Annotated in this window: 14 protein-coding genes; 10 read left to right on the forward strand and 4 right to left on the reverse strand. The window is 68.2% G+C overall.

Annotated elements, in window-relative coordinates; genetic code table 11:
- The first annotated feature begins 8 nt into the window (after positions 1–8).
- The 5 genes from HFP15_RS15260 (at position 9) to HFP15_RS15280 (ending at position 4083) form a co-directional block, all read left to right on the forward strand.
- Positions 9–1280, forward strand: a complete 1272-nt coding sequence (locus tag HFP15_RS15260) for an MlaD family protein (protein WP_168515919.1) — start codon at positions 9–11, stop codon at positions 1278–1280.
- Entirely contained in the window at positions 1280–2572 is a 1293-nt protein-coding gene (locus tag HFP15_RS15265) for an MlaD family protein (RefSeq protein ID WP_168515921.1), read from the forward strand. The genes HFP15_RS15260 and HFP15_RS15265 overlap by 1 nt, the downstream gene beginning before the upstream one ends.
- Before the next feature lie 4 nt (positions 2573–2576).
- On the forward strand, positions 2577–2807 hold the full coding sequence (locus HFP15_RS15270; RefSeq protein WP_168515923.1) for a hypothetical protein: 231 nt from the start codon (positions 2577–2579) through the stop codon (positions 2805–2807).
- 72 nt (positions 2808–2879) lie between these two features.
- Complete coding sequence (locus tag HFP15_RS15275; protein WP_210717276.1) at positions 2880–3836, forward strand: hypothetical protein; 957 nt, start codon at positions 2880–2882, stop codon at positions 3834–3836.
- Positions 3837–3927: 91 nt separating this feature from the next.
- Positions 3928–4083 carry a hypothetical protein gene (locus HFP15_RS15280; RefSeq protein WP_168515925.1) on the forward strand — a complete coding sequence of 52 codons (156 nt, stop codon included), beginning with the start codon at positions 3928–3930 and terminating at the stop codon, positions 4081–4083.
- Between the two features lie 8 nt (positions 4084–4091).
- On the opposite strand, the gene HFP15_RS15285 is transcribed toward HFP15_RS15280, so the two are convergent.
- The 3 genes from HFP15_RS15285 to HFP15_RS15295 are packed head-to-tail and all read right to left on the reverse strand — an operon-like array spanning position 4092 to position 7927.
- Positions 4092–4517, reverse strand: coding sequence for a hypothetical protein (locus HFP15_RS15285; protein WP_168515927.1), 426 nt, complete (start codon positions 4515–4517; stop codon positions 4092–4094).
- Between the two features lie 21 nt (positions 4518–4538).
- Entirely contained in the window at positions 4539–5639 is a 1101-nt protein-coding gene (locus HFP15_RS15290; RefSeq protein WP_168515929.1) for a peptidylprolyl isomerase, read from the reverse strand.
- Positions 5636–7927, reverse strand: a complete 2292-nt coding sequence (locus tag HFP15_RS15295; RefSeq protein ID WP_246271700.1) for an RND transporter family protein — start codon at positions 7925–7927, stop codon at positions 5636–5638. The genes HFP15_RS15290 and HFP15_RS15295 overlap by 4 nt, the downstream gene beginning before the upstream one ends.
- A gap of 170 nt (positions 7928–8097) precedes the next feature.
- Here HFP15_RS15295 and HFP15_RS15300 point away from each other — a divergent pair, with 170 nt between their 5' ends.
- On the forward strand, positions 8098–9468 hold the full coding sequence (locus tag HFP15_RS15300; RefSeq protein WP_168515931.1) for an FAD-dependent oxidoreductase: 1371 nt from the start codon (positions 8098–8100) through the stop codon (positions 9466–9468).
- Here HFP15_RS15300 and HFP15_RS15305 read toward each other — a convergent pair.
- Positions 9455–10060, reverse strand: a complete 606-nt coding sequence (locus tag HFP15_RS15305; RefSeq protein ID WP_168515933.1) for an RNA polymerase sigma factor — start codon at positions 10058–10060, stop codon at positions 9455–9457. The two genes, HFP15_RS15300 and HFP15_RS15305, sit on opposite strands and share 14 nt — an antisense overlap.
- 114 nt (positions 10061–10174) lie before the next feature.
- Here HFP15_RS15305 and HFP15_RS15310 point away from each other — a divergent pair, with 114 nt between their 5' ends.
- The 4 genes from HFP15_RS15310 (at position 10175) to HFP15_RS15325 (ending at position 12833) form a co-directional block, all read left to right on the forward strand.
- Positions 10175–10621: a nuclear transport factor 2 family protein gene (locus tag HFP15_RS15310; protein WP_210717277.1), complete on the forward strand. Its 447-nt coding sequence runs from the start codon at positions 10175–10177 to the stop codon at positions 10619–10621.
- Positions 10622–10631: 10 nt separating this feature from the next.
- Complete coding sequence (locus HFP15_RS15315) at positions 10632–11534, forward strand: TIGR03619 family F420-dependent LLM class oxidoreductase (protein WP_210717278.1); 903 nt, start codon at positions 10632–10634, stop codon at positions 11532–11534.
- A gap of 5 nt (positions 11535–11539) precedes the next feature.
- Positions 11540–12490, forward strand: a complete 951-nt coding sequence (locus HFP15_RS15320) for a PDR/VanB family oxidoreductase (protein WP_168515935.1) — start codon at positions 11540–11542, stop codon at positions 12488–12490.
- Between the two features lie 94 nt (positions 12491–12584).
- Entirely contained in the window at positions 12585–12833 is a 249-nt protein-coding gene (locus HFP15_RS15325) for a hypothetical protein (protein ID WP_168515937.1), read from the forward strand.

Genomic DNA, 12833 nt, shown 5'->3' on the forward strand with positions numbered 1-12833 from the left:
GGACGAACATGGCGAAGAAGTTCTCGGCGAGGCGTACCTGGCAGCGTCTGCGCACCGTTCCCGGACTCGGCAAGCACACCGTGGCGGTCCTGATCGTGATCGTGCTGGGTGTGACGACGCTGGCCGTCGTCATGGCGAACGTCAAGTTCATCGGTCCGTGGGAAGACCGGTTCGTCTTCGCGGCCGACTTCGACAACGCCCCGGCGGTGGTCCCGTCCCAGAACCCCAAGGTGCGCATCGCCGGGGTGGATGTGGGCCAGATCGTCAAGTCGGAAGTGACGGCCGCGGGCAAGGCCAGGCTGACGTTCTCGGTCAACCCGGGCAGCGAGGTCTACGACAACGCGCATGTCGTGCTGCGGCCGAAGAGCGCGGTCAACGAGATGTACGTGGAGGTCGACCCTGGTGGTCCGCCCGGCAAACCCCTGGGACAGGACGCGGTCATTCCGGCCGCTCAGACCGCGCGGCCGATCCAGCCCGACGAGGTGCTCGACCATCTCGACGACCGGACACGTGCGGCGTTGAGCAGCCTGCTGTCGGTGTCCGACGTGGCACTGGCGAACGCGCCGAGCACGCTGCCCGCCGGACTCGACGCCACCGGCGACGCGCTGAAGTCGTTCCAGCCCGTGGCGGACGGACTGCGGCAACGGCGTGAGAAGGTCAGTCAGCTGGTCACCGCGCTGTCGAGCATCGCCACGGCGACCGGCGGCGACCAGGACCGCATGGCGGGACTGGTGAACTCGCTGCAGCAAACGCTGGGCACACTGTCCGCCCGCGACGACGATCTCCGCTCGGTACTGGACCAGTTGCCCGACACGACGGGCCAGCTGAACCGGGCGATGGGCAGCCTGACCGGGTTGACCGGCCAGCTCAACCCCACGCTCGACAACGTGAACCAGGCCGCGGGGGCATTGCCGGACGTGTTGCGGCGAACCGCCGGGCTGATGGACACGCTGGGGCGGACCGCGCAGTCCGCGCGCCCGGTGGTGGCCAAGGCGGCGCCGGTGGTGTCCGATCTCGGGCCGCTGGTCAACGACCTCAACGGGGCTCTGGGCCATCTGCGGCCGATGTCCCAGCGGCTGGATCCGGTAACGGCGACGCTGGTTCCGTACCTGAACGACGTCGCGGCCTTCCTCTACAACACATCCGGTGTGTTCGCGCCCTCCGACGCCGACGGCGGTTTCGTGCGCGGTCACCTCACCGTGCCACTGCCGGACGGTGGAGTGCTGCCGGGTTCGCACGGTGGCAACCCGGACCCGACCAAGCCCGAGGGGACCAAGTGATGAAGAGCAGGAAGGCCGTGTGGCGAACCGGAGTGCTCGGCGCCTTCGCGCTGGCCTGCGTCGGTGTCTTCGTCTACATGTTCACCGGCACCGGAGTCCGGCTGCCCTTCACGTCCGCACCCACCTACGCCGTGTCGTTCGCGACGGACAACGCCGGGAACCTCGTCACCGCCAGCGACGTGCAGATGGCCGGTGTCAGCGTCGGCAAGGTCGGCAAGATCGACAACCGGGGCACTGGCGGGGCGGTGGTCACGGTGACGCTCGATCCGTCCGCGGCGCCGTTGCACCAGGGCGCGACGGTCCGGGTCGGGCAACGATCCCTCGTCGGCGAGGGCTACGTGGACGTGGTGGACGGAAACGGTCCGCAGCTGGCGCCCGGAACCACGCTGCCCGCGTCGGCGGTGCGGCCCAGCGTGCAGCTCGACGACGTGCTGCGCAGCCTGGACCCGAACACGCGCGCGGCACTCACGAGCCTGTCCCGCTCACTCGGCGACGCGACGGCGGGCTCGCAGCAGAACATCTCGCAGTTGCTCTCCGGGCTGGGGAACCTGGGAAACCAGGGATATACGGCCATCGACGCGGTCGCCGCGCAGTCGCAGGACCTGACCGCGCTGAGCCAGGAGGCGGCCACGGTTCTGAACGCGCTGAACAGCAGCGAAGGTCAGCTGGGCCAGCTGGTTCGCGGTGCGCAGCGCATCACGTCGGCGACCAGCGGCCAGGCGGACAGTTTGCGGGCCACGATGCGTGATCTGCCCGGCGTACTGGGCAGCGCGCAACAAGCCACGCTCAAGTTGCGCGACCTGTCGACGTCGCTGGGACCGGTCGCCGCCGACCTGAAGGACGCGGCACCCGCGCTCACCTCCGCGTTGAACGAACTGCCGGCCACCACCGCGGATCTGCGCGGCATGATGCCGAGCCTGGACGATGCGCTCGCACGGACACCGGACACGCTGAGCCGGCTGCCCGCGGTCACGGCCGATGCGCGCGCACTCGTGCCCACGCTGCGCACCACGATGTCCAACCTGAACCCGATGCTCGGCTACCTCCAGCCATACGGTCAGGATCTCGCGGCGTTCTTCACGAACTTCGGTTCGATCATGAGCTTCACGGACGAGGCCGGCATCGCCTACCTCCGGCTCGCACCCGCGATGGGCAACGAGCAGGTGCCCAACGGTGTTCCGGTGCGGTTGCCGACGGTGTTGAGCTGGAAGAACCCGTACCCCGCTCCCGGCGCGGCCACGAATCCGGGACCGGGCGGCCAGTTCACCCGCATCTACCCCGAGCAGAAGTAGTCCCGTGGCAACGGCGGTGAAACTGGTCTACCTGGCCGGGCTCGCGATCGCGGCGGTGGTGTTCTGGTCGGTGGGCCGCTGGGGCCGGCGGAACGCCGATGACCTGGTACCCGCCGCGCGTTCCGCGGCCGCCAGGGAAAGGAAACTGCGTTCACTGCGGCGGGGGGCGGCGCTCTGTCACGTCCTGGCCGCCGCGTGCGCGGCTCTTGTGGTGGTCTACCTAATGGTCTATTAATGAATTATTTAGTTGTCTCGCAAGTGAGGAGTGCAACTTATGTCAACGGCGACACATCACTCACGCCCGGGTGTGAGTAAGGGGAAGATCATCGCGGCGGTCGCGACGGTCCTCTTCATCGCGATCATGTTGCTGATCACAGGTCTCAAGGCACATCACGACATACCGCTCGACCGCACCTACGGCACTCCGCCGCCGCCGGACCTGCCGTACCCGGTGAACAACAACATCGGCGCCACGATCGTGATGACCGTCATCGGCCTGAGCGGTGTCGCACTCGGCATCATCCAGTGGGTGCGGACGAAGTCCCCGTTGCCGCTGATGATCGCACTGAGCGGTGCGGTGATCTGCATCCCCGAGGTCTTCTTCGACGTGATGGGCGGCGTCTACTTCCCGTGGAGCGCGACGGAGCCTCTGGGGCAGGCCTACGCGATCCTGGGACGCGAGATGCCGTGGTGGATCGCGGCCGGATGGTTCGGGTACGGCGCGTTCAACTTCTTCATGTTCACCTTGCTCGCCTCGAAACCCTCGACGAAAACGATCTGGCTGATGCTCGGCGGGGCCGCGGTGGGCGACGTCGTGTTCGAGGAGATCCTGCTCAGCTTCAACGTGTACCACTATTACGGCAACCAACCCCTGGTGATCGTCTCGCAGCTGCCGTGGTGGTGGATCCCGTGCAACTCGATCGGAGTCTTCCTGGCGGCGGCGCTGGCCTACCGCTTCCAGGATTTCCTACGGGGCTGGCGCTCACTGCTGATGCTGGTCATCACGCCGCTGTCGGTGACGACCGTGTACGGCGCGATCGCGTTGCCGTCGTGGATCGCGGTCAACGGCAACTACCCCTGGCTGCCGACGCAGATTCTCGGGCTCGCGACGATCGCACTGGGCATCGTGGTGTTCGCCCTGATCCTCGAACTGGTGCTCAAGCGCAAGCCCTTCGAGCTCGGCTACACGCCGGCGAAGGACGTGGCGGAGTTCGGTTCGCCGGTGCAGGGCCGGATCGACGACCGGGTCAGCGCGGTGCGCTGACTCCCGCCGCATGTGGCTCGATGAACGCCTGACACGGTTGTTCCGTTGTCGGCGTTCATCGAGCCATTGTGCTTTTTCCTGGGGAAATCTGGTGTTCGTCGCCTATCTCGCCGCGGTACTGGGCGCGCTCGTGCTGGCCGTGGTGGCACCCGGGCCGTTCGCCGATCTGCTGCGCACGATCGGCGGCTGGATACTGGGCCTGCTGCGGGAAATGGCGCGGGGCCTGCCGAAGCCCTTCCCGCTGTGACCGCACGGTTAGCGCCGGAGTCCTTCCCGGTGTGGCTCCGCGGCGGGGGAGGCCTCGCCGCAGGCCGTGCACCGCGAGAACCCCTCTTCGTGTGCCTCATCGAGCGTCAGGCGCTCGTGGTCGCGTCCGTCGAGCAACGCGCAGCCCTCGCGGTGATAACGCATCCGGCCGGGAATCACGTACACAACCGCGTCCTCGACCGGCTCGGAGGGCGCTTCCGCGACGTCGTCCTCTTCGGGCGCCGCGGGTTCGGCTTCCTGGGTTTCACGCCGGAAGTTCCCGCGTGCGCGAAGATCGCGCCACAGGGGCCTGCCGAGGACGGCGAGGCAGAGCACGCACACGGCCACCGCGGTGTAGGCGAGCACGATCAGTTTGGTGAGCAGCGCGGCGGCCGTGAGCCCGCACGCCGCGAGAATCAGCAGGAATACCACCATGATCTCGTCCTCCTGTCTTGCTCAGCTGCCCATGGGCTGCTGAGGTGGCGAGTCCGGGTCGGCGGGCAGGTAGGGCGACGCGTAGCGCACCTGCGCGTCCTTGATCTTCCCGCCGAGCCAGTCCCGCCAGATCGCCATCTTCGCGTCGTTGTCGAGCTGTGCCTTGATCGCGTCCTTGAGCTGGTCGAACGACAGCGGCACGGCCGCCTGGATCCTGGTGACCTGCCCGACGTTCCAGCCGCTCTTCGTCTGCACCGGCCCGAACACCGCACCGTTCTGCGCGCCGAAGGCCGCCGAGGCGTAGCCGGGATCGAGGTCGGTCGCGGCTACCAGGCCCAGCTCGCCGCCCTTGTCCTTGGTCTGTCCGTCCAAAGAGTACTGCTTGGCCAGCGCCCCGAAATCGGTGCCGGAGCTCGCCTGCTGGGCGATCTGGGTCGCCTGGTCCTGCGAGGTCACCACGATGTTGCGGATATCGCGCTGTTCGGGCGAGACCATCTGTGCCTTGTGGTCGTTGTAGTAGGCCTGGGCGGCCGCGTCGTCGGCCTGCTTCGCGGGCGCGGTCACGCGTGCGAAGAGCTGAGCATTGCGCAGCTGCCGTTTGATCTCGTCGAGAACATCCTGTTCGGACACTCCTTTGTCGCCGAGGGTCTTGAGGAACGCGTTGCGATCGCCGTTGTAGTTGTCGTGGATGACCGTCGCCAGCTGGTCGCTCGCCGTCTTGTCGGCCACGACGACGCCCTCGGCCTGCGCGGCGTCGTCGAGGATCGTGCTGACGGCCACGGCCTTCGCGGTGTCGCGGGTGAACTTGTCGAGCTGGTCCGGCGCCGTCGGCGGCTGGATCCCGTACAGTGCCTTGAGCACATCGGTGCGCCGCTGCATGTCCTGCACGGTCACGATCCGGTCGCCGATCGCGAAGGCCGCGCCCTCCGGAAGCCGGTTCAGCTGGTCGACGACGATCTGCGCGATGGCCGCACCCGCCACCACCAGCGCGCAGAGCGCGGCGACCAGGCGGGCCCGGAAGGTGCCGGGCATCAGCCTTGTCGGCCACCGCTTGCGAGGCGGCCCGGCGGCGGCCGCGTCTTCGGTGTCTTCGGCCGGTCGTGTGCGTGTCAATACCTTCACGAGTAGATCTCCTTCCGCACCGTTGCGGCGGTCATGAGGGGTTCCGCCGCCGGCCGCCGGGCCGGCAGCAGGATGAGCACGGCCTTCGCGGCGAGGTAGGACGCCGCGACGCCGATCGCCAGCACCAGCCCGAAATCGCGCAACAGAGCCAGCGAGGACGGCAGCAGGGCCAGGTAGCCGATCGCCGACGTGACGCAGGCCCACGCGATCACCCGCCGGCCGGGCCGCCCGTGAGCGTTGGCGAGCAGCACCGTGAACTCGCATGCCGTCACCGTGATGAGCGAGCCCAGTGCCAGGGTCAGGGGCGTGAGCGAGAGCCCGGCGACGGTGATACCCGCCAGCGTCCAGCCGGTCGCCAGTACCGCGGCGAGCGACCCGCGGGCGGCGTCGCCCCGGCGTCGCAACCCGGCGAACAGCACCACTGCCGCCGCGCCGATCCCGGCCAGGTTCGCCAGGTAGCGATCGTCGGAGAGCAACGTGTAAGCGCGGTTCGCCGCTACGGGAAGCCCCGCCACGTCGGTGCGCAGTCCGGGTGGTGGCGGGGGCAGCGCCGCGCGCAGGTCGGACAGCAGCCGGGCCTGCTGCCCGACGTCACCGATCTTGACCCCGAAGGTCATCAGGGACTCCTGCCCGTCGGGTCGTATCACGGCGCTTGTGATGTAGGTGGGCAGGACCCGGAGCCCCGCGCTGATCTCGTCGGTCGTGGGTGCGGCGCCCAGGAAGCTGAGCAGCCGTGCGGGCGTCAGGACAGGCCGGACGTCAGCACCGAACTTCGCCGTGACGGCGTTCTCCGCCTCGCGGGACCATGCCAGTGCCTGGGGGCTGAGCACGTCGGCACCCTGGAGCACGACGTTGACCTCGCCTGAGGAACCGAGCACCGCTTCGGCGTGCTGCGCGTCCTCAAGGGAGGGCAGGCCCTGCGCCAAGTCCCTCGGGTCGGCCTGGATCGACGCACCCGCGAGGCCGATCCAGCCCGCCGCGGCCACGGCCGCGGCCAGGACCAGCAGCGGCCAGCGGACGCGCGGCCGGAGCGCGACCTGATCAAGTGGTGCGTTTTCGGGCGGCTCGTGGGACCGTGACCGGTGCAGTGCCAGCGCCACCAGGACCGTCATCACGACGCCCACCGCGAGCGCGAGCCCGAGTTCCCGCACGAACGGCAGCGGTGAGACGGCGAGTGAGCCGAAAGCCACCGCGCTGGCCAGCGCGGTCACGAGCACTCGCCGCCGCCCGGCGAGTGACTGCAGGTAGATGGGAAACGAGCTGCCGATACCGAGCAGGAGCGGCAGCAGCGCCACCGCGCCGAACGACATCGACACACCCAGCCAGCCGAAGAGCGCCAAGGTGAGTGCCGAGCCGGCGAGGCTCGCGGCGAGGGGGATCAGCCTGCGCGGCCTGCTCACTCTGGCCGGCACCAGCACCAGCCGCAGAATCATCGCGAGTGCGGTGAGGCCGGCGAGCAGGGGGGCCTCCTTGGCGACCTGGTCCGCGACGCCCGCGGTGATGGCCGGAATCCCGGTGATCGTCGTGCGATCGGCGGTCAGCTTCGCGTCGGCCACGGTGGACCGGACGGCCGAAACCAGGTGGCTTGTGTGCTCCTGATCGAGGTTTTCCCGTGGCCGGACCAGTACCGCGATGCTGTTCTGGCTCGGTACGACGAAATGCCATTCCGGCCGCGGCGCCCCGGTGGAGTCATAGATGACGTTCTCGACGAACCTCGGGTTGTGCAGCGTCGGCAGACCGGTGGGCAGGCCCTGCACGAGCAACGAGCCGTAACGCAGGTCGAAGGCGGCGACGGCCTGATCGCCGCGGGCGGTCACGGTCGTCGCGGGCAGCCCGGCGGCGCGGGCGGCCTGCTCGGCCTGTGCGCGCACGGCGTCACGCCGGCCCGCGATCTGTGCGATGAGATCCTGTGCGGAGATCGCGATCTGGTTCAGCACGGTCGCCGGGCCGTACACCGCCGCGACGTCCGGCAACCGTGAGAGTTTTCCCTCGACAGCGAGCAGCCGGCCCAGCTGATCCTGGTCGAGCAGGGTCTGGCGCGGCTGTGGCGTCTCCAGCAGGACGACGATCGGATCGCCGCCGAAGGAGCGGGCCTTGTCCTCGACCGCGGTCAGGGACGGATCGTTCGCGGGCAGGAACGATTCGATCTTCGTGTTGACCTGGAACCGCAGCAAGCCGCCGACGGTGGCGCCCGCTACGGCCAGCAGCAGGATCGTGGCCAGCACCCGGCGGGGCCGTAGCCGGCGCCGCCGGTCCGGTCCCGCCCGGGAAGCCGCTCTGCTCCACATGCGATCCGCCTTGTCTCTCGATTGTAGTCGAGGCCACAATAGTCTATAGGTCGAGTATCTGTGGAGGCTAGGCGAAAATTTAATCGGACTGCCAATAGTTGACCACTAGTGTTTCTGCCGTCTATGGTCTCCGTGTTCACAACGTGGCTGCGAGTGTGGAGGTCGGTTCAGTGAGCTTTGGCCGAGCGGTGGTCATTGGTGGCAGCATCTCCGGTCTGCTGAGCGCGGCCGCGTTGAGCGAAACGTTCGACGCCGTCACGATCGTCGAACGTGACGAACTGCCGCACGGCCCCGAGCATCGCCGCGGGGTCCCCCAGGGGTTGCAGGTGCACGCGCTGCTCGCGGTGGGGCAGGAGGCGATGGAAGATCTTCTTCGCGGCCTGGGTGAGGATTTCCAGGCCGCGGGCGGGGTGGTCGTCGATTCGCCCGCCGACCTCGCGGTCTACACGGCTCAGGGCTGGAGTGGCCGGGTCGAAAGCGAAGCGCGTGTGGTCTGCATGCGGCGGCCGGCCCTGGAGTGGGTGATCCGCCGCCGGGTCGCGGAACTTCCGAACGTGGAGATCGTGAAGGCGACCGCGGCCGGACTGATCGGCACGGACGACGCGGGCAGGGTAACCGGAGTGACCCTGCGCGGGAGCGCCGCAGCCTCGATCAGCGCCGATCTGGTCGTCGACGCCAGCGGTCGCTCGTCGCGGGCCGGTGCGTGGCTGGAGAACCTCGGCTACGACAAGCCGAGGGAGGTGGAGCTGCGCTCGTTCATCGGTTACGCCACCGTGCCCGTGCGGCTGCCGGAGGATGCACTCCCGGAGGGCGTCAAGGGTGTGCTGGCGCATCCCCACCCGGGTAATCCGCAGGGGGCCGCGGTCGTGCCGTGCGACAACGGCTTGTACCTCGTCGCCGGGCTGGGCATGGTGCACGCGGACCCGCCGTCGGACCGGGAGGAGTTTCTCGCGCATCTGGACAAGGCCCCGAGTCCGCTGGTGGGCGAGATCGCACGGAAAGCCGAGTTCCTCGCCCCGGTCGAGACCTACCGGATGCCGGGTAGCCGCCGTCGGTTGTGGGAAGAACTCGAACGTATGCCGGAGGGCTTCGTCCTCGTCGGCGACGCTGTGATGTCGTTCAACCCGCTTTACGGCCAGGGCATGTCGGTGGCGGCCGTCGAGGCAAGGCTCATGCGCGACGTCGTCCGCGATTCGGCGGGCGAGCGCACCGGGCTGGCGAGCCGGATCCAGCGCTCCTTCAAGGACACGATCGACACGGTGTTCGGCATGGTGGTCAACATCGACGGGCTCTACGACGATGCGGAGCTTCTCGGGGTCGACCGGCCCTCGGCGGAGGCCGTCACCGCGGGCCGGTACCTGTCCCAGCTCGCGACCGAAGACGTCGAGACCTGCCTGGCGCAGAAGTACGCGGCGCACTACTTCTCGGCGGACAAGGTGCGTTCACAGTCCATCCAGGACAAGTTGCGTGAGTGGATCGCCTCCGGCCGCGAGGTCACGCACACCGACCCCCGGTGCATCCCCGAGATCATGCGACGCTGAAAGTCCGTTCCGCGGTGAGCAGCAGGGCGAGCTTTTTCGTGGCTCGCACCTGCAATGCTCGCACCGATCCGGCGTTGCGGTTCATGGCCTTCGCGACCTGTGCGACCGGATAACCGAGGAAGAAACGCAGCACGATGCATTCGCGCTGGTCCCGCGTCAGTCCGGTCAGGCATCGCCGGACGAGTTCGATGTTCTGGGCGCGTTCGAAACCGACGGCGGGATCGTCGGAGCAGTCGGTGAAGTCCCAGCCCTCCGGCATGGTGACCTCATAGCGGGTCCGTGCGGCCTTGGCATTGTCCAGCAGCAGGTTTCGGGCGATCGTGATCAACCATGCGCCGAAGGTGGACTGGTGATGGGTCAGCCGGTCGAGGCGCGCCAGTGCCCGTGCGAAGGTCTCGCTCGTCAGGTCCTCGGCGAGCGAGAAGTCCGCCCGCGAGTGCAGGTACCCGTGCACGAGGTCGAAATGGTGACGATACAGAAGCGAGAACGCTTCCGAATCACCGGAACGTGCTTTCTCGACGAGTGCCCAGGTGTCCTCCGGGCTTACTCCACCGTGAGAGAAACGTGGCTTCGTTGCCGTCGTCGCGCTCATCGCCGGTCCCTCCGTCATTAGTCTACTGATCGACTATATGAAGGAGTATTGGAGATTGTCTAGTAGTAGACTATTCTGGCGAAGTACTGGGCGAAGAGGAAAGGGTGTTCGGGCGTGGAGGAATCGATTGAGCAGGTGGTCCGCAGGCTGGCCGCCATCGAGGAGATCAGGCAGCTGAAGGCACGCTACTTCCGTGCGGTGGACCTGAAGTTGTGGGGCATGTTCTCGGAGCTGTTCACCGCCGACCTCGAAATCGACTTCGCGGAGTCGACGAGCAAGCCGATGACACGTGAACAGTTCGTCGACTCCGCCAGGCGCCACTTCGACGGCGCGGTCTCTGTCCACCACGGACACGTACCCGAGATCGAGATCCTGGACGAGACGCACGCTCGCGGTATCTGGCCGATGTTCGACATCGTCGAGACTCCGCAGGAGAGCAAGTACGAGTCGCACACCGGATACGGACACTACACCGAGGAGTACCGCAACGAAGACGGGCGATGGCGGATCTCGAGGACTCAGCTGAGCCGGATCAAGCGTGTCGTCCTCGAGTCGCAGTGAGGAGGCGGTCGTGAGCGCCATCGCGGTGGGCCTTGCCCTTCCCCAGCTCGGTCCGCACGTCGACGGCCCGCTCGTGAAGGACTTCGCGCGGGAAGCGGAGCGGATGGGCTTCGCGCACCTATGGGTGCAGGACCATTTCCTGTACGCGCTGTCGCAGAGCGGGGAGTACGGCGGGAGCGCCTCCGCCCAGCCCAAGGCGTACGAGTCGGTGTTCGGCCCCACCGAGCTGCTCGCGGCCGTCGCGGCGTGGACCGAAAGCATCGAGCTGGGCACCAGCATCCTCGTCGGCGGCAATCACTGGCCGGCGCCCTTGGCGCAGCGTCTGTCGACGATCGACCAGCTTAGTGGGGGGCGTTTGACGACGGTCGGCTTCGGCGCCGGGTGGTCGCACGAGGAACACCAGGCGGTCGGTGTCGACCCTCGCACCCGCGGCCGGCGGATGGACGACTTCGTTCCGGCTCTGCTCGCCTGCTGGGGTGCCGACCCGGTACGGCACGACGGGCCGTTCTTCACCATCGCGCCTTCGCTGATCCGGCCGAAGCCACTGCGCAGGCCGAAGCTGATGTCCGGGATGTGGTCGGCGAAGGGACTGGTTCGCACCGCACGTGATTTCGACCTGTGGAACCCGGGCTCGATGCCGATACGGCAGGTGGTCGACACGCTGGGCGAGATCAACGAGATGCGGGAACCCGGACGCGCGCCGGTCGGCGCGATCTATCGGGTGGCGCTGGAGTCGACGGCGGGCAAGCGGCTCACCGTCGACGAGGTCGCCGAGCGGACCCTCGAGGCCGCCGGGGCCGGCCTCGAGGGCGTGATCGTGGAGACGAACTTCTGCTCGGAGATCCAGTCCGGCGGCGACTGGATGGAGTTGCTCAAGCGCCTGGCGCCCGTCCTCGACGCGGCGAGGAGCTGAACACGATGGCTCGAAGGCAGTTCGACCTCGTGATCGACGAGGTGCGCCGGGAGGCCCGCGACGTCATCTCGCTCGTCCTGCGCGAGCCCGGTGGTGGCCGGCTGCCCCGCTGGGAACCCGGGGCACACATCGATGTCACGCTGCCGTCCGGATTGTCCCGCCAGTACTCGCTGTGCGGCGACGTGAACCGGGCCGAGGAGTATGTCGTCGCCGTGCTGAGGGAAGAGCACGGCCGGGGTGGTTCGCGGGAACTGCACGACATAGCCGCGACCGGGCAGAAGCTGACCGTCGGCGAGCCGAGGAACAACTTCCCCTTCGACCAGGCGGAGAAGTACCTGTTCCTCGCCGGAGGAATCGGCATCACCCCGATCCTGCCGATGATCGCCGCCGCGTGTGCGCGTGGCGCGTCGTGGAAGCTGCTCTACGGCGGACGCACGCTCTCGAGCATGGCGTTCCGCGAGCACCTGGCCGCCTATCCGGCCGAACGACTCGAACTGTGTCCCGAGGACACGCATGGGCGGCCCGACTTCGCGGCCGCGTTGCGGGGTGCGGGCCCGGACACGCTGGTGTACGCCTGCGGGCCGGGCGGGATGCTCGATGCCGTGGCCGAGCAGTTCGCCACGCACGCGACCGGGGCGTCGCTTCGTGTGGAGCGGTTCGGCGCCGACGGGCCGGCCGACACGTCCGGAGCGGCGTTCGAGGTCGTGCTCGGGAGAACGGGCACGACCGTTCTGGTGCCGGAAGAACACAGCATCCTCGCCGCGGTGCGGGATGCCGTACCCGACGTCGCGTACTCCTGCGAGGAGGGGTACTGCGGCGAGTGCGAGACCCCGGTACTCGAGGGCACCCCGGACCATCGCGACAGCTACCTCACCGAGGACGAGCGCGAGGCGGGGGAGACGATGATGATCTGCGTCAGCCGGTGCCTCGGCGGGCGCCTCGTGCTGGATCTGTGACGCCCGACATAGGTACCTACGTAGGTGGTTTGGCCAATGGGCGGGCCGGTCGCGGTCCGGCAGGCTCGAGGACGTTGACAAGGAGGTCACACGCATGAACAGCGCAGACCTGCTCGTGCTCGAGCAGATTGGGATCACGGAGTTGCTCGCACACTCGCACCAGTGGGCCGGGCTCGCCGAACCGGCGGCGCACCCGGACGGCACCGCGGAGGAGGAACTGTACGCGCTCGGCAGGCTGGAGCGGCTGGGCCTGGTCGCACGATCGGATCGTCCCGTCGCCGGCGGTGTTTCCCTCACCGCCGCCGGTGTGGAAGCGCTCGCGTATCTGGCGACGGCCGCCTGA

The organism is Amycolatopsis acididurans (genome assembly GCF_012328925.1).
Taxonomy (GTDB): Bacteria; Actinomycetota; Actinomycetes; order Mycobacteriales; family Pseudonocardiaceae; genus Amycolatopsis_E; species Amycolatopsis_E acididurans.